General features: G+C 72.2%; 24 protein-coding genes. 23 read left to right on the plus strand and 1 reads right to left on the minus strand.

Annotated features, from left to right (window positions below; genetic code table 11):
• The first annotated feature begins 17 nt into the window (after window positions 1-17).
• The 14 genes from ruvX (at window position 18) to ASC77_RS24640 (ending at window position 12,567) form a co-directional block, all read left to right on the plus strand.
• Window positions 18-485: a Holliday junction resolvase RuvX gene (gene ruvX / locus ASC77_RS24575; RefSeq protein ID WP_056159483.1), complete on the plus strand. Its 468-nt coding sequence runs from the start codon at window positions 18-20 to the stop codon at window positions 483-485.
• Window positions 486-1,673, plus strand: a complete 1,188-nt coding sequence (gene mltG / locus ASC77_RS24580) for an endolytic transglycosylase MltG (protein WP_056159486.1) — start codon at window positions 486-488, stop codon at window positions 1,671-1,673.
• Entirely contained in the window at window positions 1,667-2,482 is an 816-nt protein-coding gene (locus ASC77_RS24585) for a shikimate dehydrogenase (RefSeq protein WP_056159487.1), read from the plus strand. The genes mltG and ASC77_RS24585 overlap by 7 nt, the downstream gene beginning before the upstream one ends.
• Window positions 2,483-2,487: 5 nt before the next feature.
• Window positions 2,488-3,192: a prepilin peptidase gene (locus ASC77_RS24590; RefSeq protein ID WP_157560363.1), complete on the plus strand. Its 705-nt coding sequence runs from the start codon at window positions 2,488-2,490 to the stop codon at window positions 3,190-3,192.
• A gap of 40 nt (window positions 3,193-3,232) precedes the next feature.
• Window positions 3,233-4,411, plus strand: a complete 1,179-nt coding sequence (gene aroC / locus ASC77_RS24595; RefSeq protein WP_156391278.1) for a chorismate synthase — start codon at window positions 3,233-3,235, stop codon at window positions 4,409-4,411.
• Window positions 4,412-4,418: 7 nt separating this feature from the next.
• A complete protein-coding gene (locus ASC77_RS24600; protein ID WP_235547949.1) occupies window positions 4,419-4,919 on the plus strand; it encodes a shikimate kinase in 501 nt (166 codons plus the stop codon).
• Window positions 4,916-6,004, plus strand: coding sequence for a 3-dehydroquinate synthase (gene aroB / locus ASC77_RS24605; RefSeq protein WP_056159493.1), 1,089 nt, complete (start codon window positions 4,916-4,918; stop codon window positions 6,002-6,004). Before ASC77_RS24600 ends, aroB begins: the two co-directional genes overlap by 4 nt.
• Complete coding sequence (locus ASC77_RS24610; RefSeq protein ID WP_056159496.1) at window positions 6,001-6,432, plus strand: type II 3-dehydroquinate dehydratase; 432 nt, start codon at window positions 6,001-6,003, stop codon at window positions 6,430-6,432. The genes aroB and ASC77_RS24610 overlap by 4 nt, the downstream gene beginning before the upstream one ends.
• A gap of 42 nt (window positions 6,433-6,474) precedes the next feature.
• A complete protein-coding gene (locus ASC77_RS24615) occupies window positions 6,475-7,260 on the plus strand; it encodes an SIMPL domain-containing protein (protein ID WP_056159499.1) in 786 nt (261 codons plus the stop codon).
• A 121-nt stretch (window positions 7,261-7,381) separates the two neighbouring features.
• The gene (efp, locus tag ASC77_RS24620; RefSeq protein ID WP_056159746.1) at window positions 7,382-7,945 is read left to right on the plus strand and encodes an elongation factor P; all 564 of its coding nucleotides are present in this window, start codon (window positions 7,382-7,384) and stop codon (window positions 7,943-7,945) included.
• Complete coding sequence (nusB, locus tag ASC77_RS24625; protein WP_056159501.1) at window positions 7,945-8,352, plus strand: transcription antitermination factor NusB; 408 nt, start codon at window positions 7,945-7,947, stop codon at window positions 8,350-8,352. The genes efp and nusB overlap by 1 nt, the downstream gene beginning before the upstream one ends.
• An 18-nt stretch (window positions 8,353-8,370) precedes the next feature.
• On the plus strand, window positions 8,371-9,747 hold the full coding sequence (locus ASC77_RS24630) for a dihydrolipoyl dehydrogenase family protein (RefSeq protein ID WP_056159504.1): 1,377 nt from the start codon (window positions 8,371-8,373) through the stop codon (window positions 9,745-9,747).
• Between the two features lie 89 nt (window positions 9,748-9,836).
• On the plus strand, window positions 9,837-11,129 hold the full coding sequence (locus ASC77_RS24635) for a dihydrolipoyl dehydrogenase family protein (RefSeq protein WP_056159507.1): 1,293 nt from the start codon (window positions 9,837-9,839) through the stop codon (window positions 11,127-11,129).
• An 88-nt stretch (window positions 11,130-11,217) separates the two neighbouring features.
• The gene (locus tag ASC77_RS24640; RefSeq protein ID WP_056159510.1) at window positions 11,218-12,567 is read left to right on the plus strand and encodes a MinD/ParA family protein; all 1,350 of its coding nucleotides are present in this window, start codon (window positions 11,218-11,220) and stop codon (window positions 12,565-12,567) included.
• Window positions 12,568-12,615: 48 nt separating this feature from the next.
• Here the strand turns inward: ASC77_RS24640 and ASC77_RS24645 are convergent, their stop codons facing one another.
• Window positions 12,616-13,023 carry a PPOX class F420-dependent oxidoreductase gene (locus ASC77_RS24645; protein WP_056159513.1) on the minus strand — a complete coding sequence of 136 codons (408 nt, stop codon included), beginning with the start codon at window positions 13,021-13,023 and terminating at the stop codon, window positions 12,616-12,618.
• 64 nt (window positions 13,024-13,087) lie between these two features.
• Here ASC77_RS24645 and ASC77_RS24650 point away from each other — a divergent pair, with 64 nt between their 5' ends.
• The 9 genes from ASC77_RS24650 (at window position 13,088) to carB (ending at window position 23,005) form a co-directional block, all read left to right on the plus strand.
• The gene (locus tag ASC77_RS24650; RefSeq protein WP_056159515.1) at window positions 13,088-14,104 is read left to right on the plus strand and encodes an NADPH:quinone reductase; all 1,017 of its coding nucleotides are present in this window, start codon (window positions 13,088-13,090) and stop codon (window positions 14,102-14,104) included.
• 45 nt (window positions 14,105-14,149) lie between these two features.
• On the plus strand, window positions 14,150-14,341 hold the full coding sequence (locus ASC77_RS24655; RefSeq protein WP_056159517.1) for a hypothetical protein: 192 nt from the start codon (window positions 14,150-14,152) through the stop codon (window positions 14,339-14,341).
• On the plus strand, window positions 14,325-15,023 hold the full coding sequence (locus tag ASC77_RS24660) for a molybdopterin-dependent oxidoreductase (protein WP_056159520.1): 699 nt from the start codon (window positions 14,325-14,327) through the stop codon (window positions 15,021-15,023). The genes ASC77_RS24655 and ASC77_RS24660 overlap by 17 nt, the downstream gene beginning before the upstream one ends.
• Entirely contained in the window at window positions 15,016-15,639 is a 624-nt protein-coding gene (locus ASC77_RS24665) for a cytochrome b/b6 domain-containing protein (RefSeq protein ID WP_200945134.1), read from the plus strand. Before ASC77_RS24660 ends, ASC77_RS24665 begins: the two co-directional genes overlap by 8 nt.
• Window positions 15,640-15,749: 110 nt before the next feature.
• Window positions 15,750-16,334 carry a bifunctional pyr operon transcriptional regulator/uracil phosphoribosyltransferase PyrR gene (gene pyrR, locus ASC77_RS24670; RefSeq protein ID WP_056159523.1) on the plus strand — a complete coding sequence of 195 codons (585 nt, stop codon included), beginning with the start codon at window positions 15,750-15,752 and terminating at the stop codon, window positions 16,332-16,334.
• Window positions 16,331-17,287, plus strand: coding sequence for an aspartate carbamoyltransferase catalytic subunit (locus tag ASC77_RS24675; protein ID WP_056159526.1), 957 nt, complete (start codon window positions 16,331-16,333; stop codon window positions 17,285-17,287). Before pyrR ends, ASC77_RS24675 begins: the two co-directional genes overlap by 4 nt.
• Entirely contained in the window at window positions 17,284-18,576 is a 1,293-nt protein-coding gene (locus ASC77_RS24680) for a dihydroorotase (protein ID WP_056159528.1), read from the plus strand. The genes ASC77_RS24675 and ASC77_RS24680 overlap by 4 nt, the downstream gene beginning before the upstream one ends.
• Window positions 18,573-19,685: a glutamine-hydrolyzing carbamoyl-phosphate synthase small subunit gene (carA, locus tag ASC77_RS24685; protein ID WP_056159531.1), complete on the plus strand. Its 1,113-nt coding sequence runs from the start codon at window positions 18,573-18,575 to the stop codon at window positions 19,683-19,685. Before ASC77_RS24680 ends, carA begins: the two co-directional genes overlap by 4 nt.
• On the plus strand, window positions 19,685-23,005 hold the full coding sequence (gene carB / locus ASC77_RS24690) for a carbamoyl-phosphate synthase large subunit (protein ID WP_056159534.1): 3,321 nt from the start codon (window positions 19,685-19,687) through the stop codon (window positions 23,003-23,005). Before carA ends, carB begins: the two co-directional genes overlap by 1 nt.
• The last annotated feature ends 5 nt before the right edge of the window (window positions 23,006-23,010 follow it).

Below are 23,010 nucleotides of genomic sequence, written 5' to 3' on the forward strand. Positions count from 1 at the left end.
CCGCGACCCTGACGGACATGCGTTACGGCGTACGGCTCGGCATCGACCCCGGCGACGCGCGGATCGGGGTGGCCCGCAGCGACCCCTCGGGCTTCCTCGCGAGCCCGGTGGAGACGGTGCGCCGCGGCAAGGGCGACCTGGCGCGGATCGCGAAGATCCTGTCCGCCGAGCAGGAGGAGTCGACGGTCGTCGAGGTGGTCGTCGGCCTGCCCCGGTCGCTGTCGGGCGGGGAGGGGCCGGCGGCCGCCAAGGTGCGCGAGTTCGCGGCCGGCCTGGCCCGGCGCGTCTCGCCGATCCCCGTGCGCCTGGTCGACGAGCGCATGACCACGGTGTCGGCGGAGGCTATGCTGCGCGACCAAGGCCGCAAGGGGGGCAAGCGGCGTGCGGTGGTCGACCAGGCTGCCGCCGTCCTGATCTTGCAGCACGCACTGGACACCGAGCGCGCGACGGGGACCGCGCCGGGGGAGATCCTCGAGGAGAGCTGAATGACGGACGAGTACGACGCGGACCACGAGAGCGCGCCGCTCCTCGACGACCAGACCGAGGACTCGTCGTACGAGGGCGGCCGCCGGCGTGGCAACCGCCGACGCGGCCTGCCGGGCTGCCTCGCGGTGCTGCTCGCCCTCGCGGTGATCGCCGGTGGCGTCTACTTCGTCGGCACCTGGGCCGTCGACAAGATCGGCGACCAGTTCTCCTCGGCCGAGGACTACCCGGGCCCCGGCCACGGCAAGGTCACCTTCCAGGTGAGCAACGGCGACACCGTGTCCGCGATCGGGCGCAACCTCAAGGCGCAGGGCGTCGTGGCCTCCGTCGAGGCGTTCATCGACGCCGCCAACGGCAACCCCGACTCGAACAAGATCCAGGCGGGCTACTTCCCGCTGCACAAGGAGATGGCGTCCAAGGACGTCGTCGAGGTCCTGGTCGACCCGAGCAACATGGTGAAGTCCACCGTGACGATCCCCGAGGGTCTGCGCGTCGATGACACGGTCGCGATCCTGGCGAAGAAGACGAAGTTCAAGAAGGCCGCCTTCGAGAAGGTGCTCGACGACCCGAGCGCCCTCGGGCTGCCCGACTACGCGGAGGGCAACCCCGAGGGCTACCTGTTCCCCGCCACCTACGACTTCGGACCGGACGCCACGCCGGAGTCGATGCTGAAGGCCATGGTCACCCGCTGGCGCCAGGCCGCCGACGACGCCGACCTGGAGAACGCGGCGGCCGACCTCGGCTACACGCCGCAGGAGCTGATGACGGTCGCGAGCCTCGTGCAGGCCGAGGGCCGCGGTGACGACATGCCCAAGATCGCCCGCGTGATCTACAACCGCCTGGAGATCGAGCCCAACCCGGCCGCCGGCTACCTGCAGATCGACGCGTCGGTCAACTACGCGCTCGACCGTCCGGGCATCGCGGTGCTGACCCAGGACCAGATCGAGTCGGTCGCGGACTCGCCGTACAACACGTACAAGCAGAAGGGCCTGCCGCCGGCGCCGATCGAGTCGCCCGGGGACGACGCGATCGCCGCGGCCGCCCACCCGGTCGACGGCCCGTGGTTCTTCTACGTGACCGTCAACCTCAAGACCGGCGAGACCAAGTTCACCGACGACTACAACGAGTTCCTGCAGTTCAAGCAGGAGCTCAAGGACTACTGCGCCAACGAGTCCGGTGGTGCGTGCTGAGGTGCGCCGTCCTGGGTGATCCGATCGCCCACTCGCTGTCACCGGTCCTGCACCGGGCCGGGTATGCCGCGACCGGGCTCGACTGGGAGTACGACGCGGTCCGGGTGCCCGAGGTCGAGTTCACCGACTTCGTCCGCGGGCTCGATGGCGGATGGCGGGGGCTCTCGCTGACGATGCCGCTCAAGCGGAAGGCGTTGGGGCTCGCGGGCTCGGTCACCGCGCGCGCGGCGCTGGCCGCCGCCGCCAACACGCTCCTCCTCGAGGACGGCGTCGTCGTGCTGGCAGACAACACCGACCTGCCCGGGGCGGCTGCCGCGGTGCGCGAGAGGTACGACGGTCCGGTCCGCACGGCGACCGTGCTGGGCGGCGGTGCGACGGCGGCGTCGACCGGGCTGGCGATGGTCGACCTGGGTGCGACCTCCGTCCGGCTGCTCGTCCGCAGTCCCGACCGGGCCACCGAGGCGGCGGACGCGATCGCCGCCCATCCGTCGGGACCGAGCGTGGAGGTGGGCTCTCTCGCAGACAGTGCGGTGGCCGGCGACGTCGTCGTGAGCACGATCCCGGCGGCTGCCCAGGACGAAGGCCTCGTCGCCAGGTGCGCCGAGGTCCCGGTGGTCTTCGAGGTGATCTACGACCCGTGGCCGACCCCGATCGCGGCGTCGGCGGGGGACCGGGTCCTCGTCTCCGGCCTCGACCTGCTCGCCCACCAGGCCGTGCTGCAGTTCGAGCTCTTCACCGGCGTGCCCGGTCCGCTGGACGTGATGCGGTCCGCGGGCGCGGCCGAGCTCGCAGAGCGACACCGGGCGTGATCGGCGTGCCGCTCTGGCTCGTCGGGGTCGTCGTCCTGTGCGGGCTGGCCGGGTGGGGAGTGCCACGACTGATCGCCCGGATCCCGGAGCCCGTCCCGAAGGACGGGGAGGAGGCGGTGGACCGCTACGGACCGGTCGCGGCCCTGCCCGGGCTCGCGTGGCGAGCGGCGCTGGTCTCGGCCGTGGCCGGCGGCCTGGTCGCCGGATCGGTGGGCCTGGACTGGCCGCTCCTCTTCCTGCTGCCGCTGGTCCCCGTGGCCGTCGCGCTGGCGTTCGTCGACCTGCACACCCACCTGATCCCGACCAAGGTCGTCTGGCCGACGCTGGGCGGCACCGCCGTGCTCGCCGCCATGGCCGCCCTGGCCGACGGAGACCCGGTGGCCCTCCTCCACGCGGTCGTCGGCGCGGTCGTGGTCTTCGTGTTCTTCCACGCGCTGTGGTGGTTCTACCCGGCGGGCATGGGCTACGGCGACGTCCGGCTGTCGGCCGTCGTCGGCTTCGTGCTCGGCTACTTCGGCTGGGCGGAGCTCCTCGTCGGCGTCTACGGCGCCTTCGTGGTCTTCGCCGTGCTCGGCGTCGTCCGAGCTGCCCTGCGCCGCGACCGCACGGTGCTGCGCACGCCGCTGCCGTTCGGGCCGTTCCTGCTCGGGGGCGTCGTCGCTGGCATCGTGCTGGGCGGCACGCTGTGGGGACATCTCGTCTCCGGGTGACCGGCCGTCCCCTGCGTACGCCGCGTGAAACACTGGTCCCATGCTGCGTTGGCTCACCGCGGGCGAGTCCCACGGACCGTCCCTGGTCGCGATCCTCGAGGGGCTGCCCGCCCATGTCCGGGTGACGTCGGCCGACGTCGCCGACGCCCTCGCCCGGCGGCGCCTGGGCTACGGCCGCGGCGCCCGGATGAAGTTCGAGCAGGACGAGGTGACCCTCGTCGGCGGGGTCCGGCACGGCGAGACCCAGGGCGGCCCGGTCGCCATCCAGGTCGGCAACACCGAGTGGCCCAAGTGGGAGAAGGTGATGTCGGCCGACCCGGTCGACCCCGTCGAGCTCGAGGCGATGGCCCGCAACGCCCCGCTGACCCGTCCTCGGCCCGGTCACGCCGACCTCGCCGGGATGCAGAAGTACGCCTTCGACGACGCCCGGCCGATCCTCGAGCGCGCCTCGGCCCGCGAGACCGCCGCGAGGGTGGCGCTCGGACGGGTCGCCAGCAACTTCCTCGAGCAGGCCGTCGGCGCCCGCATCGTCTCGCACGTCATCGAGCTCGGCGGCGTCCGCGCCCCGGCCGGGCTCTGGCCCGAGCCCGACGACGTCACGCGCCTGGACGCGGACGAGGTGCGCTGCCTCGACGCCGACACCAGCAAGCTGATGGTCGAGCGCATCGACCAGGCGCACAAGGACGGGGACACCCTCGGCGGCGTCGTCGAGGTGGTCGTCCACGGCTTGCCGCCGGGCCTCGGCTCGCACGTGCACTGGGACCGGCGCCTCGACGCCCGCCTGGCGGGTGCCCTGATGGGCATCCAGGCGATCAAGGGGGTCGAGGTCGGGGACGGCTTCGAGCTCGCCGCCACGCCCGGGTCGCTCGCCCACGACGAGATCGTGCCGACGCCCGAGGGCATCCGGCGCGTCAGCGGCCGCTCCGGCGGCACCGAGGGCGGGATGACGACCGGCGAGATCCTGCGGGTCCGGGCGGCGATGAAGCCGATCGCGACCGTGCCGCGGGCGCTGCGCACCGTCGACCTCGCCACCGGCGAGGAGGCCGTCGCCCACCACCAGCGGTCCGACGTGTGCGCCGTGCCCGCCGCCGGGATCGTCGCCGAGGCGATGGTGGCGCTGGTGCTGGCCGAGGCGGTCCTGGAGAAGTTCGGCGGCGACTCGGTCCAGGAGACCCGGCGCAACGCCGAGTCCTACCTCGACACGCTCCGCTACCGGTGACCCGTCGATGATCGTGCTGATCGGGCCGATGGGGTCCGGCAAGACGACCGTCGGCGGTCTGGTGGCCGAGCGCCTCGGCACGGACCTGCGCGACACCGACCACGACGTCGAGGCGACCGCGGGACGGCCGATCTCCGAGATCTTCGTCGACGACGGCGAGGCCGCCTTCCGTGCACTCGAGCGGGCCGCGGTGGCCGAGGCGCTGGTGACCCACGACGGGGTGCTCGCGCTCGGCGGGGGAGCCGTGCTCGACCCCGGCACCCGCGACCTGCTCGCCGGTCACGACGTCGTCTTCCTCCGGGTCGGCCTCTCGGACGCCGTGAAGCGGGTCGGCCTGGGCGCCTCGCGACCCCTGCTGATCGGCAACGTCCGCGGTCGCATCAAGGCCCTGCTCGACGAGCGCACCCCGATCTACGAGTCGGTCGCCACGCTGGTGGTCGAGACCGACGGCCGGGACGCCGACGAGGTCGCCGACGAGGTCGTGTCGGCGCTGGCGGCGCGAGCATGAGCACCGTGGTCCGGGTGGCCGGCCCGGCGCCGTACGACGTCGTCGTCGGCCACGGCGTCGCCGACCGGCTGCCCACGCTCCTCGGTGCGGGCGTCACCCGGGTCGCCGTCGTGCACCCGGAGGGCCTGTCCGCCGACCCGGTCATCGAGGCACTCGAGAGCGACTACGAGGTCATCGGCATCGCGATCCCCGACGGCGAGAGCGCGAAGACGGCCACGGTCGCCGCCGGGTGCTGGGAGGTCCTCGGCGAGGCCGGGTTCACCCGCTCCGACGCGGTCGTGACGTACGGCGGCGGGGCGACGACCGACCTCGGCGGCTTCGTGGCCGCTACCTGGCTGCGCGGGGTCAAGGTCGTGCACGTGCCGACGACCCTGCTGGCGATGGTCGACGCCGCGGTCGGCGGGAAGACGGGCATCAACACCGGCGCCGGCAAGAACCTCGTCGGCTCCTTCCACGAGCCCACCGGCGTCCTCTGCGACCTGGCCACGCTCGAGACCCTCCCGCGCGCCGAGCTCGTGGCCGGGCTCGGCGAGGTCGTGAAGTGCGGCTTCATCGCCGACCCGGTCATCCTCGACCTCGTCGAGACGACGGATCCGGCCGAGCTGACGGCCGACTCAGCGGTGCTGCACGAGCTCGTCGAGCGTGCGATCCGGGTCAAGGCCGAGGTGGTCGCCGCCGACCTCAAGGAGACCGGCGGCCGCGACGGGCACCCGGGCCGGGAGGCGCTCAACTACGGGCACACGCTGGCGCACGCCATCGAGCGCACCGAGGGCTACACGATCCGGCACGGCGAGGCCGTGGCGATCGGCTGCGTCTTCGTCGCCGAGGTGGCCGGGCGCGCGGGCCTCCTCGCACCCGAGGTCGTCGCACGGCACCACTCCGCGTTCGCCCGGGTCGGGCTGCCCACGACGTACGACGGCGCGCCGTTCGAGACCCTGCACGCCGCCATGAAGGTCGACAAGAAGTCGCGCGGCAACCTCCTCCGCCTCGTCGTGCTGAGCGACGTCGGCGAGCCCCTGGTGCTGGCCGGCCCGGACGAGGCCGACCTGCGCGCCGCCTACGCTGCCATCGGAGGTCCCGCGTGACGAAGGTACTGGTCCTCAACGGCCCCAACCTCGGCCGGCTCGGCAAGCGCCAGCCCGAGATCTACGGCAGCACGACCCACGCGGAGCTCGTCGACCTGTGCGTCGGGTGGGGTCGCGACCTCGGGCTCGAGGTCGAGGTCCGGCAGACCAACCACGAGGGCGAGATGCTCGACTGGCTCAACGCGGCCGCCGACGAGGGCAACCCGGTGGTGCTCAACGCTGCCGCGTGGACGCACTACTCGTACGCGATCTTCGACGCCTGCGCCCAGCTGGTCGCCCCGCTGGTCGAGGTGCACATCTCCGACCCGCACCAGCGCCCCGAGGAGTTCCGGCACACGTCGGTGGTCACGCCGTACGCCGCCGAGGTGGTGAAGGGCCACGGGATCGACGGCTACCGGCTGGCCCTGGAGGTCGTCGCGCGGAGCTGACCAGTCGGGAACCGATCGCGTCGGACCACCGTCCGAGCACCCATGGACTCCAACGTGAGCGTGAGTGTGCGCAGCCTCCTCCTGGTGGGCCTGGTGCTGGCGGCGCTGGTGATCGCCTACCTGCTGGGTGGTGCGGGCGGAGGCGGCAGCACCGCTGAGGCCGCCGACGAAGCGACACCGGCACCGGCCGAGAAGCACGAGCTGACGATGACCGGGACCGGGGACGCCAGCGCGGTGCCGGACCAGCTGTCGTTCGCCCTGGCGGTGAACCTGACCCGTCCCGACCTCGCTGACGCCCTGGACGCCGCCAACCGCGCCATGTCGCGGGTGCTGGCGTCGCTGAAGGTGCACGGCGTCGAGAAGGGCGACGTGCAGACCACCGGGCTGTCGATGGACCCGGTCTACGACTACCCGAACTACGGTCCACCGGTGCTGCGCGGCTACCACGTCTCGGAGCGCGCCCGGGTGCTGGTCGACGACCTGAAGGACGGCGGCGCCGCCGTGACCGCCGCGGTCGCGGCAGGCGGCAACGACGTACGCGTCGACGACCTCCAGCTCCTGGTGGGGGACACCGACGCGGTCATGGAGAAGGCCCGCGACGCCGCCGTCGCGGAGGCGCGCACGAAGGCCGAGCAGTACGCCGCGGCGTCGGGCGAGGACCTCGGCGACGTGGTGACCATCAACGAGGTGCGGGCCAAGCCGCTCCCGACGCCGGTCGAGCAGTACGCCGACCTCGGCGCTGCGCTCGACCGGGCAGCCTCGGTGCCGATCCGCGCCGGCCGGGACGAGGCGTCCGTGACGGTCCGGATCGTGTGGGACCTCGCTTAGCGGGACGCGCGCGCGGCGGATTCTGCCGACCTCGGGGACGCCCGATAGACTCCTGCGCTGGTGCCCATCCGTGTGGGTGACCCATGAACCCACCCGACGCATGAAGGCTGGCTACGCGCGCATGGCAACGACGAACGACCTGAAGAACGGCATGGTTCTCAACATCGAAGGCCAGCTCTGGGCCGTGGTGGAGTTCCAGCACGTGAAGCCGGGCAAGGGCCCCGCGTTCGTGCGCACCAAGCTGAAGAACGTCGAGTCCAACAAGACCGTCGACAAGACCTTCAACGCCGGCACCAAGGTCGAGACCGCCACGGTCGACCGTCGCACCATGCAGTACCTCTACAACGACGGCTCGTCGTTCGTCTTCATGGACGTCTCCGACTACGAGCAGATCGAGATCGCTCCCGAGATCGTCGGCAACGCCGCGAACTTCCTCCTGGAGAACCAGGAGGCCGTGGTGGCCACCAACGAGGGCCGCGTCCTCTTCATCGAGCTCCCCGCCTCGGTCGAGCTGCTCATCACCTTCACCGAGCCCGGCCTCGCCGGCGACTCGGCCACCGGCCGCACCAAGCCGGCGACCCTCGAGACCGGGCACGAGATCCAGGTCCCGCTCTTCATCAACCAGGGCGAGAAGGTCAAGGTCGACACCCGCGACTCGTCGTACATGGGGCGCGTGAAGGGCTGATGTCGGCTCGCTCGAAGGCCCGGAAGCGGGCGCTCGACGTCCTCTTCGCCTCCGACGTGCGCGGCGAGTCCGCGACCACCGCGCTGGAGAACGCGATCGCCGACGGCGAGGGCCCGACCAACGACTACACCGCCGTCCTGGTGCGTGGGGTCGAGGAGCACCGCAGCCGCATCGACGAGGTGCTGGCGCAGTTCGCCGAGGGCTGGACCCTCCAGCGGATGCCCGCGGTCGACCGCAACGTCCTGCGCCTCGGCGTCTGGGAGCTGCTGTACGCCGACGACGTGCCCGACAGCGTCGCGATCAGCGAGGCGATGGCCCTGGTCACCGACCTGTCAACCGACGAGTCGCCGCAGTTCGTCAACGGCGTCCTCGGCGCGGTGCAGCGCAACAAGGCGTCGCTGGTCTGATGTCCCTACGCTGGGCACATGACTCAGCGTGAGGTGGACCTGGTCGTCATCGGCACCGGACCGGGCGGCGAGGCTCTCGCCACCGGCGCCGCGAAGGCGGGCCTGGAGGTCGTCGCCGTCGACAAGCACCTGGTCGGTGGCGAGTGTCCCTACTACGGCTGCATCCCGACCAAGATGATGGTCCGCGGCGCCGACGTCGTCGCGGAGGTACGCCGGGCCGCGGAGGTCGCCGGCGAGGCGACCATCGCGCCGTCGTGGGGCGTCGTGCACCGGCGCATCGACGAGCAGGCGACGACCCACTGGGACGACACGATCGCCGTCGACCGGCTGCGTGACGCGGGCGCCACCGTGCACCACGGCGTCGGCCGCCTCGCCGGCCCGAAGCAGGTCACCGTCGAGACCGCCGACGGCGAGACGCTCACCTACACCGCGCGTCGCGGCGTCGTGGTCAACCCCGGCACCCGCCCCGCGGTCCCGCCCGTGGACGGGCTCGCGGACACGCCGTACTGGACCAACCGCGACGCCGTGCAGCTCGCCGAGCTCCCGGGGTCCCTGGTCGTCATCGGCGGTGGGCCGATCGGCTGCGAGCTGGCCCAGGTCTTCGCCCGGTACGGCGTCCGGGTGACGGTCGTCCAGCACGGGCCGCGGCTGGTGCCGGCCAACGAGCCCGAGGCGGCGGAGCTGCTCGCCGAGGTCTTCGCCCACGAGGGCATCCGGGTGCTCACCGACGTCGAGCTCCAGCGGGCGTCGTACGCCGAGGGCGCCTTCACCCTCGGCCTCGACACCGGCGAGGAGCTGGTCGCCGACAAGGTGCTGGTGGCGGCCGGACGGACCCCCAACCTCGACGACCTCGGCCTGGAGTCGGTGGGCCTCGACCCGCACGCCCGGACCCTGCCGACCGACGACGACCTCCGGGTCCAGGACGGCCTGTGGGCCATCGGCGACGTGACGGGCAAGGGCGCATTCACGCACGTGTCGATGTACCAGTCCGCGGTCGCTCTCCGCGACGTCCTCGGGGAGGACGGTGCCCCCGCCCGCTACCACGCGGTGCCGCACGCGACCTTCACCGACCCGGAGATCGGCGGCGTCGGGATGAGCGAGCAGCAGGCGCGCGACGCGGGCCTGTCGGTGCGCACCGGTCTCACCCGGCTGGAGCAGTCGTCGCGCGGTTTCACCCACGGTCCCGGTGGGCACGGACTGATCAAGGTCGTCGAGGACGCCGACCGCGGGGTCCTGGTCGGTGCGACCGCGATGGGACCGGCAGGCGGCGAGATCCTCGGCTTCCTGGCCGTCGCGGTGCACGCGGAGGTCCCGGTCGACACGCTCAGGACGATGATCTATGCCTACCCGACCTTCCACCGCGCCATCGAGTCCGCGCTCGCCGATCTCTCCTGACAGCGACTGGATCGACCGGGCCGCCCGCGGCGGGCTCGACCAGGCGCTCCTCGGGTGCCAGGCCCGCCACCTCTCCCGCTAGGAGCTCCATGACCTCCGACGTCGATGTCGTCGTGCTCGGGCTCGGCGCGGGTGGCGAGTACGCCGCCCGCAAGCTCGCCGAGGCCGGCCTCCGGGTCGTCGGGGTCGAGCGCGACCTCGTGGGCGGCGAGTGCCCGTTCTACGGCTGCACCCCGTCGAAGCTGATGATCCATGCGGCCCACGACGGGCAGGGGCTGGGTCGGGCCGCGGCTCGGATCCGCGAGGCCAACCACGACTGGGACGACGAGACCCACACCGGGCCGCTCGAGGAGGCCGGCGTCCGGGTCGTCCGCGGGCACGGCCGCCTCGCCGGGCCGGGCCGCGTCGAGGTCGACGGCACGACGTACGACGCGCGGCTCGGCGTCGTCCTCGACACCGGCACCGCGCCCACCGTCCCGCCGGTCGACGGCCTCGCCGCGACGCCGTACTGGACCAACCGCGAGGTGATGCGGCAGGTCGAGACCCCCGAGTCGCTGGTCGTGCTCGGCGGCGGCCCGATCGGGTGCGAGCTGGCGCAGGCGTTCGCCCGGTTCGGGACCCGGGTGACGCTGGTCGAGGCCGAGGACCGGCTGCTCGGCCCGGAGGAGCCGGAGGCCGCCGAGGTCGTCACCCGACTGCTGCGCGCCGACGGCGTCGACGTGCGGGTCGGCGCCGAGCTGACCCGGGTCGAGCACGACGGCGCGTTCGTCCTCGAGGTCGGCGGTGTGGTCCTGGGCGCCCAGCACCTGCTGGTGGCGGTCGGCCGCACCCCGAACCTCGCCGACATCGGGCTGGAGACGGTCGGCCTGTCCCCGGACGCCGACCACCTGGACACCGACGAGTGGCTGCGGGCGGGGGAGCGGCTCTGGGCCGTCGGCGACATCACCGGCCAGGGCGCGTACACCCACGTCTCGCTCTACCAGGCCGAGGTCGCGGTGCGCGACCTGCTCGGCGCGGGCGGCCCGACCGCCGACTACCGAGCGGTCAGCCGGGTGACGTTCACGGATCCGGAGGTCGGGGCCGTCGGGCTCACCGAGGCCGGCGCGCGCGAGGCCGGTCTGCGGGTCGTGGTCGGGCACGCCGACATCCCGCGCGCGGCGCGCGGCTGGATCAACGAGGCCGAGGGGATCGTCAAGGTCGTCGCCGACGCAGACCGCGGGGTGCTGGTCGGCGGCACCGTCGTCGCGCCGTACGGCGGCGAGGTCGTCGGCCTGCTCAGCGCGGCCGTGCACGCCGCGATCCCGGTCGAGACCCTGCGCCGGATGCACTACGCCTACCCGACCTTCCACCGGGCGATCTCCGCCGCGCTGGCCGATCTCTGAGGAGCCTCCGACCGGTGCGTGTGACCACGTCAATTTCGGGGAAGGACCTGCGGGAGCCGGGACGGGCCCGGCCCTGAGGGAGGAACCGATGTCGCAGGAAGCATGGAGCTCCGGGGGCTCGCGACACGAGGCCGATGACACCAGCGACCGGCTGTACACGCCGGAGGACTTCGCGGCGTACGCCGCCCGCCGGGAGAACCGCGACGGCGGCGCCGGAGGCCGCGAGCCGATGACCTACGGCGACCCCCTCACCGACCCGCTCCCGTCCGCGGAGCCGCCGGTCGAGGCGGCCCCTCCCACGGCCCCGCCCGTCGCCCAGCCGGCGAGCACGCCGAGCACCCCGAACACCCCGCCGCCGGCCTACCGGCCCTCGACTCCGCCGCCGCCCGCCGCCCCGCCCGCTGCCGGTCCGCCAGCCACCCGCCCGCCGGTGACGACGGCCCCGGTGGCCGCCGCGCCGGCCCAGCCGGGCGCCGACGAGGCCGCCGGCGACGTACGCCGCTTCATGTCGGCCACCGACTTCCTGGACCGGCGCGACGCCGAGCAGGAGCACGGCCCGGCCACCTGGGGCTGGCGCGGGAAGGTCCGCCGCTGGAGCGGCGGCCTGATCACGCCGCGGATGGGCCCCGACGAGCTCGCCTACGAGCAGGACCGGGCCACCATCCAGCGCGACTTCGACGGCCCGCGCACCATCGCGTTCATCAACCCCAAGGGCGGCGCCGCGAAGACGACCGGCGTCCTGGCCGCCGGCTTCACGTTCGGCACCGTCCGCGGCGGCGGCGTGGTCGCGTGGGACAACAACGAGACCCGCGGCACCCTCGGCATCCGGGGCACCCGCAGCGCCCACCGCAACACCACGCGCGAGCTGCTCGAGGACCTCGAGCGGTTCACCGACGTCTACCAGTCCCGGATCGGCGACCTGGGCGCGTTCGTGCGCTCCCAGGGCGACGCCCACTTCGACGTGCTCGCCTCCGACGAGCGCCCCGACGTGACCGGGACCATCAAGGCGTCGGACTTCGACTCGGTGCACAAGCTCCTGGAGCGCTTCTACCGAGTCATCCTGATCGACACCGGCAACAACATGCGGGCCGAGAACTGGCTCGCCGCCGCCGGGGCAGCCGACCTCCTGGTCGTCACCTCGACGGTCCGTGAGGACACCGGCTACAGCGGTTTGTGGATGCTGGACGCCCTGCAGGACGCGGGCTACCAGGATCTCAAGCACAAGACGGTGACGGTGCTGTCCGACCCGTCCGCGAACGTCGACGCGAAGCTCGCGGCCGACCTCGTGGACGTCTACCAGCAGCGCACCCGCGGGGTCTACCGCGTCCCCTACGACCCGGCGCTCGTGGCCGGCTCGGTGGTGCCCTACGCGCAGCTGTCCGAGAACACCCGGATGCAGTGGCTGCGGGCCTGCGCCGGGATGGCCGCGGCGCTCTGACCGCTGGCTCGCTGCCTCCGGCCGCTCGACCCGGCCGGAGGTGGTGGGTCAGCTCTTCGCAGCACCCCACCCGTGCCACTTCTCGACGACCAGCCAGGCGCTGGTGCGCGGGCTCTCCCGGTTGGGATAGGGCTTGCCGGTGTAGTGGGTGCTGAGCCGGTCGATGTCGACGAGCCCCTCGTCCGCGCTCAGGCCCTCGACCCGACCGACCAGGGACACGTGCGTGTACCAGCCGGACTCGTCCAGGACGGTCAGGCTGACCCGGGGGTCGCGCCGCAGGTGCTGGAGCCGGACCCGGGTGTCGTCCATGTTGAGCAGCACCCGGTCGTCCTCCTCGAGGAGGTACCAGGTCGCCACCGAGATCGGCTGGCCGTCGGAGCGCAGGGTCGACACGACGGCGGGATTCGGCTTCAGCAGCAGCGCACGGACGTCGTCGCGGTACGGGAGCTCGGGCATGGATCCTCCTGGAGACGGGTTACGACGAGGTTAGGTCCCCTGTTTCCCCAGCGAGAGGTTCACCATGCGCGCAGTCGTCTATCGCGAGACCGGTCCGTCGTCGGTGCTGGAGCCGGTCGAGCGCGACCTGCCCGAGCCCGGTCCCGGCGAGGTGCGGGTGCGGGTGGTCAGGTCGGGCGTCAACCCGACGGACTGGAAGTTCCGCGCCGGGATGATGGCCGGGTGGGACGAGGTCGTCCCCGGGCAGGACGGCGCGGGAGTCGTCGACGCGGTCGGCCCCGGCGTCGAGGAGTTCGCCGTGGGCGACCGGGTCTGGCTGGTGCTCGCCCAGCACGGCCGGCCCTACGGCACCGCGGCCGAGTTCACGGTGCAGCCGGTCGAGCGGGTCGCGCCGCTGGCCGACGAGGCGTCGTACGACCTCGGCGCGAGTCTGGGGGTGCCCGCGGTGACGGCGCACCGGGCGCTGACCGCCGGCGAGGACGGACCCCACCGGCTCGGTCCGGGAACCCTGGCCGGCCGGGTCGTGCTGGTGGCCGGGGGAGCGGGCGCGGTTGGGAACGCCGCGATCCAGCTGGCCCGCTGGTCCGGCGCGACCGTCGTCACGACCGTGAGCAGCGACGAGAAGGCCGACCTCGCGCGTGCCGCGGGCGCCGACCACGTCGTCAACTACCGGGAGTCCGACGCGACGCAGGCCATCCGCGAGGTCGCACCGGACGGGGTCGACATCGTGGTCGAGGTGGCGCCCGCCCAGAACGTCGGCATCGACCTCGAGGTGGTCAAGGTGCACGGCCTGGTCTCGATCTACGCCAACAACGGCGGCGACGAGCTGACCATGCCGCTGCGCGCGGCGTTCGGGAAGAACCTTCGCTTCCAGTTCCTCATCCTCTACACGCTGCACGACCACCTGGTCCGGGCTGCGATGGAGGACGTCAACGCGGCCGTCGCGGCCGGGGCGCTCCGGGTCGGGGCCGAGGCGGGGGTCCCGCTGCACCACTTCGGGCTGGCCGAGACGGCCGCCGCTCAGGATGCTGTGGAGGCTGGCGCGGTCGGCAAGGTGCTGATCGACGTCACCGACGCGTAATCAGCACGGCCACCGATCTCAGGCACCGCGTGGTTGAGTGGTGAGGTGGCCAAACCGTTGTGGGTCGTCGTCGGTGTCGTCCTCGTGCTCGTCGGACTGCTGTGGACCTTGCAGGGCATCGACGTCATCCAGGGCAGCTCCATGAGCGGCACCCGGACCTGGTCCGTCATCGGCCCGATCGTGCTGCTCGTCGGGGCCTTCGTCATGTCGGTCGGCATCCGTGGACGCAAGCCCTAGCCACGGCCCGGACGGCGCCCCGGTCGGCCGCCGGGTGGTGCTCGGCCTCCTCGGGCTCGGTGCGCTCGGGGTCGTCACCGGCGCCTCGGTCCAGGACGGGCTCAGCAGGATGCTCGCGCCGGTCCAGCTGCGCGACCCGACCGGCCTGACCTCGCTGGTCCCGCTCGGCAACACCTGGCGCTACTACTCCGTCACCGGCGCGGTCGAGCCGCGCGACGCCTCGACGTACACGCTGAAGGTCGCCGGCCTCGTCGACCGTCCCACGACGTACCGGCTCCCGGACCTCGAGGCGCTGCCGCAGCTCTCGTTCACCGACACGTTCCACTGCGTCACCGGCTGGCACGTGCCGGACGTGCCATGGCGGGGCGTGCGGCTCTCCGACCTGCTCGACCGGGCAGCGCCGACGGACGAGGCGGTCGGCGTGCGCTTCCACTCCTTCGACGGCACCTACTCGGTCAACATGACCCTCGACCAGGCCCTGGCCGACGACGTGATCGTCGCGCTCGGGATGTACGGCAAGCCGGTGACCCACGACCACGGGGGTCCGGTGCGGATCTACTCCGGCTCGATGTACGGCTACAAGAGCACGAAGTGGCTCTCCGAGATCGAGGTGACCGACAACGACGACCCGGGCTACTGGGAGGCTCGCGGCTACCCGCTCGACGGGATCATCGGTGAGTGAGTCCGCCGCCCACTCCGTGGCGCGGTTCGCGCGCGCGGAGCGGCTGGTGCACCGCTCGGTCGCGATCCTGATGGGCGTCTGCCTGATCACCGCCGTGATCCTCTACAACGGCTCGCTGATGCTGGCGGTCGGTCACCGGCACGTCGTCGAGACCGTGCACGTCTGGAGCGGCCTCGCGCTGCCCGTCCCGATGCTGGCCGGCGCGCTCTCGGCGGCCTACCGCGCCGACGTACGCCGCCTCAACCGGTTCACCCCCGCCGACTGGCGGTGGCTGCGGAGCAAGGACCGGCGCGACGGCACCATCCGGGTCGGGAAGTTCAACGCCGGCCAGAAGGTCAACTCGTGGCTGGTCGCCGGGGCGACCGGGGTGCTGCTCGGCACCGGCGCGCTCATGTACTGGACCGGCCTGGTGCGGCTGTCGTGGCGCTCCGGAGCCACCTTCGTGCACGACTGGTCCGCCCTGGCGCTCGGTCTCCTCGTGCTCGGCCACATCGCGTACGCCGTCCGCGACCCCGAGGCCCGCCGCGGCATGCGCACCGGACGGGTCTCGACGCGCTGGGCGCGGACCGAGCACGCTGCCTGGGTGGACGAGCTGGAGGATCGGTCCATCCCCTGAGAATCGTCGGATCCCGGTTGGCCGGTCGGCCCTCGGCGCAGGTAAGGTGCGTCTCGATCGACATCCTTTAACGAGCCGTCCCGTGAGGCGGAGAAGGAGGTCCGAGGCAGTTGCCTGCGCACCCGTACGAAGAGTCCGTCCCGCTCTCCCGCGTCGTCCTCGACGCCGGTGACATCACGCGGGCGTTGACCCGCATCTCCCACGAGATCCTCGAGCGCAACAAGGGCGCCGACGACCTCGTCCTGCTCGGCATCCCGAGCCGAGGAGTCCCGCTGGCCCGCCGGATCGCCGAGCGGATCGCCTCCGTCGAGGGCCACGACGTGCCCGTCGGCTCGCTGGACATCACGATGTACCGCGACGACCTGCGGCTGAAGCCGGCCCGGGCGCTGCTGCCGACCGAGATCCCGCCGGGCGGGATCGACGGCAAGGTGGTCGTCCTGGTCGACGACGTGCTGTTCTCCGGCCGCACCATCCGGGCCGCGCTGGACGCGCTCGGCGACATCGGCCGCCCGACCGCGGTCCGCCTCGCCGTCCTCGTCGACCGTGGCCACCGCGAGCTGCCGATCCGCGCCGACTTCGTCGGCAAGAACCTCCCGACCTCGCTGGTCGAGCGGGTCAAGGTGCGGCTCCTGGGCGTCGACGACGTCGACGCCGTGACCATCGAGGGCTTCGGACCTCAGGAGGGAGCACGGTGAAGCGACACCTGCTGAGCGCGGCCGACCTGAGCCGCGACGACGCCGAGCTGGTCCTCGCGACCGCCGACGAGATGCGCTCGCTCGCGGACCGGCCGATCAAGAAGCTGCCCGCGCTGCGCGGCCGCACCGTGGTCAACCTCTTCTTCGAGGACTCGACCCGCACCCGGATCTCGTTCGAGGCGGCCGCCAAGCGGCTGAGCGCCGACGTCATCAACTTCTCCGCCAAGGGCTCGAGCCTGTCGAAGGGCGAGAGCCTCAAGGACACCGCCCTGACGCTCGAGGCGATGGGTGCCGACGCGGTCGTCGTCCGGCACGGCGCCAGCGGCGCCCCGCACCTCCTCGCCCACTCCGGCTGGGTGCGCTCCAGCGTGGTCAACGCCGGTGACGGCACCCACGAGCACCCGACCCAGGCGCTGCTCGACGCCTTCACGATGTGGAAGCACCTGGGGGAGTCGAAGCCCGGCGGGCTCGAGGGCCGCAGGATCGCGATCGTCGGCGACGTGCTGCACAGCCGGGTCGCGCGCTCCAACGCGCTGCTGCTGCGCACCCTCGGCGCCGAGGTCACGCTGGTCGCGCCGCCGACCCTGCTGCCGGTCGGCATCGAGGGCTGGCCGGTCGAGACGTCGTACGACCTCGACGGCGTGCTGCCCAAGGCCGACGCGGTGATGATGCTGCGGGTCCAGCGGGAGCGGATGCACGGCGGGTTCTTCCCGACCGCGCGGGAGTACTCGCGCCGCTACGGCCTCGACGGCAAGCGGATGGCGATGCTCCAGGACCACACGATCGTGATGCACCCCGGCCCGATGGTCCGCGGCATGGAGATCACGGCCGACGTGGCCGACTCCGACCGCTCCGTGATCGTCGAGCAGGTCACCAACGGCGTCGCCGTGCGGATGGCCGTCCTGTACCTGCTGCTCGGTGGTTCCGAGCCGGCTGTCGGAGGAGAAGAGTGAGCACGTCCTACCTGATCAAGAACGCCGCGATCCTCGGCGGCGAGCCGACCGACCTGCTGCTGCAGGACGGGACGATCCAGCAGATCGCGCCGGGTCTTGCGGCCGACGACGCGGTCGAGGTCATCGACGCGACCGGCCTGGTCGCGCTGCCCGGCCTGGTCGACCTGCACACGCACCTGCGTGAGCCGGGTCGCGAGGACGCCGAGACCGTGGACTCCGGGACCCAGGCGGCCGCGCTCGGCGGGTTCACCGCCGTCTTCGCGATGGCCAACACCGAGCCGGTCGCCGACACCGCCGGCGTCGTCGAGCAGGTCTGGCGGCTCGGTCGCGAGGCCGGTCACTGCGACGTCTACCCGATCGGCGCCGTCACCGTCGGCCTCCAGGGCGAGCGCCTCGCCGAGCTCGGTGCAATGGCCGACTCCGCCGCCCGCGTGCGGGTGTTCTCCGACGACGGCAAGTGCGTCCACGACCCGGTGCTGATGCGGCGGGCCCTGGAGTACGTCAAGGCGTTCGACGGCGTCGTCGCCCAGCACGCCCAGGAGCCGCGGCTCACCGAGGGCGCGCAGATGAACGAGGGCGAGCTGTCCGGCCGCCTCGGCCTCGCCGGCTGGCCCGCGGTCGCCGAGGAGGCGATCATCGCCCGCGACGTGCTGCTCGCCGAGCACGTCGGCTCGCGCCTGCACGTCTGCCACCTGAGCACCGCCGGGTCGGTCGAGATCGTCCGCTGGGCGAAGGCCAAGGGCGTGGACGTCACCGCCGAGGCCTGCCCGCACCACCTGCTGCTGACCGACGAGCTGGCGGCGACCTACGACCCGATCTACAAGGTCAACCCGCCGCTGCGCTCGGCCGCCGACGTCGAGGCGGTCAGGGCCGGCCTCGCCGATGGCACCATCGACATCGTCGCCACTGACCACGCGCCGCACCCGCACGAGGACAAGGACTGCGAGTGGGCGGCGGCCGCGTTCGGCATGCTCGGCCTCGAGACCGCGCTCTCGATCGTGCAGCAGACGATGGTCGACCCCGGCCTGCTCGACTGGGCCGGCGTCGCCGAGCGGATGTCCTACGCGCCGGCCCGGATCGGTCGGGTGGCCGACCACGGCCGTCCGATCGAGGTCGGCGCCCCCGCCAACGTGGTGCTCTACGACCCGGGCGCGACCCGGACGGTCGACCCGTCCGAATCGGCCAGCCTGAGCCGCAACACGCCCTACCGCGGGATGGAGCTGCCCGGCCGCGTGGTCGCGACGTTCCTCCGCGGCAAGGCCACCGTGCTCGACGGGAAGCTGGCATGAGCGCCCTCCTCGTCCTCGAGGACGGGCGCACCTTCACCGGCGAGACGTACGGCGCGGAGGGCGAGACCTTCGGCGAGGCGGTCTTCAACACCGGCATGACCGGCTACCAGGAGACGCTGACCGACCCGTCCTACCACCGCCAGGTCGTCGTGATGACGGCTCCGCACATCGGCAACACCGGCGTCAACGACGAGGACCCGGAGTCCTCGCGGATCTGGGTCGCCGGGTACGTCGTCCGCGACCCCGCCCGCCGCGCCTCGAACTGGCGCTCGCAGCGCAGCCTCGACGACGAGCTGCGGGCGCAGGGCGTCGTCGGGATCTCCGGCATCGACACCCGCGCGCTGACCCGTCACCTGCGCGAGCGCGGTGCGATGCGGGTCGGCATCTCCTCGACCGAGACCGACCCGGCCGCCCTGCTGGAGCGGGTGCTCGCGTCCGGCGAGATGGCCGGCTCCGAGCTCGCCTCGGAGGTGTCCACCGCGGAGGCCTACGTCGTCCCGGCTGCGGGGGAGAAGCGCTTCACCGTGGCCGCCCTCGACCTCGGGATCAAGGGCATGACGCCCTACCGGATGGCCGAGCGCGGCATCGAGGTGCACGTGCTGCCCGCGACCTCGACGCTCGACGACATCCGCGCGACCGGCGCGGACGGGCTGTTCTACTCGAACGGTCCCGGTGACCCGGCCGCGACCACGCACCAGATCGAGGTGCTCCAGGGGGCGCTGGCCGACGGGCTGCCCTACTTCGGCATCTGCTTCGGCAACCAGCTCTTCGGGCGGGCGCTCGGCTTCGGCACCTACAAGCTGAAGTACGGCCACCGCGGCATCAACCAGCCGGTCATGGACCGCACCACCGGCAAGACCGAGGTCACCGCCCACAACCACGGGTTCGCGGTCGACGCCCCGCTCGACGGCTCGACCAGGACGCCGTACGGCGAGGCGACCGTCAGCCACGTGTGCCTCAACGACGACGTGGTGGAGGGCCTCGAGCTCCGCGAGGACGGGAGGCTCAAGGGCTTCTCCGTCCAGTACCACCCCGAGGCCGCCGCCGGCCCGCACGACGCGGCGTACCTCTTCGACCGCTTTGTTCAGCTCATGGAGGGCACCGTCTGATGCCGAAGCGCGAGGACATCAAGTCCGTCATGGTGATCGGCTCCGGGCCGATCATCATCGGCCAGGCCTGCGAGTTCGACTACTCGGGCACCCAGGCCTGCCGGGTCCTCAAGGAGGAGGGCATCCGGGTCATCCTGGTCAACTCCAACCCGGCCACGATCATGACCGACCCCGAGTTCGCGGACGCGACGTACGTCGAGCCGATCACGCCCGACTTCGTCGAGAAGGTGATCGCCAAGGAGCGGCCCGACGCACTGCTCCCGACACTGGGCGGTCAGACCGCGCTCAACGCCGCCATCGCGCTGCACGAGCGCGGCATCCTGGAGAAGTACGGCGTCGAGATGATCGGCGCCAGCTTCGAGGCGATCCACCGTGGCGAGAACCGCGAGCTCTTCAACGCGATCGTCGACAAGGTGGGCGGCGAGACCGCGCGCAGCTTCGTCTGCCACACGCTCGAGGACTGCGAGAAGGCGACGGTCGAGCTGGGCTACCCGGTGGTCGTGCGCCCGTCGTTCACCATGGGCGGCACCGGCTCCGGCATCGCTTACGACGAGGGCGACCTCGCGCGCATCGCGGGCGCCGGCCTGGCCGCCAGCCCGACCACCGAGGTCCTGATCGAGGAGTCGATCATCGGGTGGAAGGAGTACGAGCTGGAGGTGATGCGCGACAAGGCCGACAACGTCGTCATCATCTGCTCGATCGAGAACCTCGACCCGATGGGCGTCCACACCGGCGACTCGATCACCGTCGCCCCCGCGATGACGCTCACCGACCGGGAGTACCAGCACCTGCGCGACCTGGCGATCGGCATCATCCGCGAGGTCGGCGTCGACACCGGCGGCTGCAACATCCAGTACGCCGTCAACCCCGCCGACGGCCGGGTGATCGTCATCGAGATGAACCCCCGGGTCTCGCGCTCCAGTGCGCTCGCCTCGAAGGCCACCGGCTTCCCGATCGCCAAGATCGCCGCCAAGGTCGCGATCGGCTACACGCTCGACGAGATCCCCAACGACATCACGGTGCGCGCCGACGGCTCCAGCACGCCCGCGGCGTTCGAGCCGACGCTCGACTACGTCGTGGTGAAGGTCCCGCGCTTCGCGTTCGAGAAGTTCCCCGGCGCCGACCCGCGGCTGACCACGCACATGAAGTCCGTCGGCGAGGCGATGGCGATCGGCCGCAGCTTCACCGAGGCGCTCCAGAAGGCGCTGCGCTCGCTGGAGTCCAAGGACGCCGCCTTCGACTGGCACCAGGAGTGGGTCGAGCTCGACAAGGCCGCGCTGCTGGCCGAGATCGAGGTCCCGCACGACGGCCGGCTCAAGAAGGTCATGGACGCGCTGCGCGCCGGCGCCACGGCCGAGGAGATCTTCGACCACACCCGGATCGACCCGTGGTTCGTCGACCAGCTGCTGCTGATCAACGAGGTCGCCGAGGAGGTCACCGCGGCGCCCGAGCTGACGCCGACCCTGCTGCGCAAGGCCAAGCGGCACGGCTTCTCCGACGTGCAGATCGGCAAGATCCGCGGCATGACCGCCGACGTCGTCCGGGGCGTGCGCCACGCCCTGGGCATCCGGCCGGTCTACAAGACGGTCGACACCTGCGCCGCCGAGTTCGCCGCGGCCACGCCGTACCACTACTCGTCGTACGACGAGGAGACCGAGGTCTCGCCCCGGGAGAAGCCGGCCGTGATCATCCTCGGCTCGGGCCCGAACCGGATCGGCCAGGGCATCGAGTTCGACTACTCGTGCGTGCACGCCTCGCTCACCCTGAGCCAGGCGGGCTACGAGACGATCATGGTCAACTGCAACCCGGAGACGGTCTCGACCGACTACGACACGTCCGACCGCCTCTACTTCGAGCCGCTGACCCTCGAGGACGTGCTCGAGATCGTGCACGCGGAGGAGCAGGCCGGCCCGGTGCTCGGGGTGATCTGCCAGCTCGGCGGCCAGACCCCGCTCGGGCTCGCGCAGGGCCTCAAGGACAACGGCGTGACGATCCTCGGCACCTCGCCCGAGGCGATCCACCTGGCCGAGGAGCGCGGCGCCTTCGGGCGGGTGCTCGCGGACGCCGGGCTGCCCGCGCCGAAGTACGGCATGGCCACCAGCTTCCCCGACGCCCACCGCATCGCGGCCGAGATCGGCTACCCGGTGATGGTTCGGCCGTCGTACGTGCTGGGCGGTCGCGGCATGGAGATCGTGTACGACGACGAGGCGCTCGCGGGCTACATCGCGCGCTCCACCGAGATCGGCCCCGCGCACCCGGTGCTGGTCGACCGCTTCATCGACGACGCCGTCGAGATCGACGTCGACGCGCTGTTCGACGGCGAGGAGCTCTTCCTCGGCGGCGTGATGGAGCACATCGAGGAGGCCGGCATCCACTCCGGCGACTCGTCGTGCGCGCTGCCGCCGATCACGCTCGGCAAGGCCGAGATCGACCGGATCCGCACGGCGACCGAGGCGATCGCACGCGGCGTCGGCGTGCTCGGGCTGCTGAACATCCAGTTCGCCCTCGGCTCCGACGTGCTCTACGTCCTCGAGGCCAACCCGCGGGCCAGCCGCACGGTCCCGTTCGTCTCCAAGGCGACCGCCACCCAGCTCGCGAAGGCAGCGGCGCGGGTGATGCTGGGGGAGTCGATCGCCTCGCTGCGGGACGCCGGCATGCTGCCGGCCACCGGCGACGGCGGCACCCTGCCGGCCGACCAGCCGATCGCGGTCAAGGAGGCGGTGATGCCGTTCAACCGGTTCCGCAGCCCCGACGGCAAGCAGGTCGACACGGTCCTCGGCCCGGAGATGAAGTCGACCGGCGAGGTGATGGGCTTCGACGCCGACTTCGGCACGGCTTTCGCGAAGGCCCAGGCCGGCGCGTTCGGCCCGCTCCCGACCGGCGGCAAGGTCTTCGTGAGCATGGCCAACCGCGACAAGCGACACATGATCTTTCCGATCAAGGTGCTCGCCGACCACGGGTTCGAGATCCTCGCGACCCAGGGCACCGCCGAGGTGCTGCGCCGCAACGGGGTGCGCACCACGATCGTGCGCAAGCACTGGGAGGGCGAGGGGCCGAACGGCGAGAAGACCACCGTGCAGCTGATCCTCGACGGTGAGATCCAGCTCGTCATCAACACGCCCAACGGCTCGACCAGCGGCGGCTCGGCGCGCGTCGACGGCTACGAGATCCGCACCGCCGCGGTGATGGCCAACATCCCGTGCATCACCACCGTCCAGGGCCTGGGCGCGGCGGTGCAGGGCATCGAGGCGCTGGAGCGGGGCGAGATCGGCGTGCGGTCGCTGCAGGACTGGGCGTTGGCCAGGAAGACGGCCGAGTGATCTAC

Origin of the sequence: Nocardioides sp. Root1257, from assembly GCF_001425175.1 — a bacterium.
Classification (GTDB): domain Bacteria; phylum Actinomycetota; class Actinomycetes; order Propionibacteriales; family Nocardioidaceae; genus Nocardioides.

What these genes read in the sequence shown, in the direction of transcription:
- ruvX (WP_056159483.1), top strand. Translation starts at nt 18, where the DNA reads ATGCGTTACGGCGTACGGCTCGGCATCGACCCCGGCGACGCGCGGATC.
- mltG (WP_056159486.1), top strand. Translation starts at nt 486, where the DNA reads ATGACGGACGAGTACGACGCGGACCACGAGAGCGCGCCGCTCCTCGAC.
- aroC (WP_156391278.1), top strand. Translation starts at nt 3,233, where the DNA reads ATGCTGCGTTGGCTCACCGCGGGCGAGTCCCACGGACCGTCCCTGGTC.
- ASC77_RS24600 (WP_235547949.1), top strand. Translation starts at nt 4,419, where the DNA reads ATGATCGTGCTGATCGGGCCGATGGGGTCCGGCAAGACGACCGTCGGC.
- aroB (WP_056159493.1), top strand. Translation starts at nt 4,916, where the DNA reads ATGAGCACCGTGGTCCGGGTGGCCGGCCCGGCGCCGTACGACGTCGTC.
- ASC77_RS24615 (WP_056159499.1), top strand. Translation starts at nt 6,475, where the DNA reads ATGGACTCCAACGTGAGCGTGAGTGTGCGCAGCCTCCTCCTGGTGGGC.
- efp (WP_056159746.1), top strand. Translation starts at nt 7,382, where the DNA reads ATGGCAACGACGAACGACCTGAAGAACGGCATGGTTCTCAACATCGAA.
- nusB (WP_056159501.1), top strand. Translation starts at nt 7,945, where the DNA reads ATGTCGGCTCGCTCGAAGGCCCGGAAGCGGGCGCTCGACGTCCTCTTC.
- ASC77_RS24630 (WP_056159504.1), top strand. Translation starts at nt 8,371, where the DNA reads ATGACTCAGCGTGAGGTGGACCTGGTCGTCATCGGCACCGGACCGGGC.
- ASC77_RS24635 (WP_056159507.1), top strand. Translation starts at nt 9,837, where the DNA reads ATGACCTCCGACGTCGATGTCGTCGTGCTCGGGCTCGGCGCGGGTGGC.
- ASC77_RS24640 (WP_056159510.1), top strand. Translation starts at nt 11,218, where the DNA reads ATGTCGCAGGAAGCATGGAGCTCCGGGGGCTCGCGACACGAGGCCGAT.
- ASC77_RS24645 (WP_056159513.1), bottom strand. Translation starts at nt 13,023, where the DNA reads ATGCCCGAGCTCCCGTACCGCGACGACGTCCGTGCGCTGCTGCTGAAG.
- ASC77_RS24650 (WP_056159515.1), top strand. Translation starts at nt 13,088, where the DNA reads ATGCGCGCAGTCGTCTATCGCGAGACCGGTCCGTCGTCGGTGCTGGAG.
- carA (WP_056159531.1), top strand. Translation starts at nt 18,573, where the DNA reads ATGAGCGCCCTCCTCGTCCTCGAGGACGGGCGCACCTTCACCGGCGAG.
- carB (WP_056159534.1), top strand. Translation starts at nt 19,685, where the DNA reads ATGCCGAAGCGCGAGGACATCAAGTCCGTCATGGTGATCGGCTCCGGG.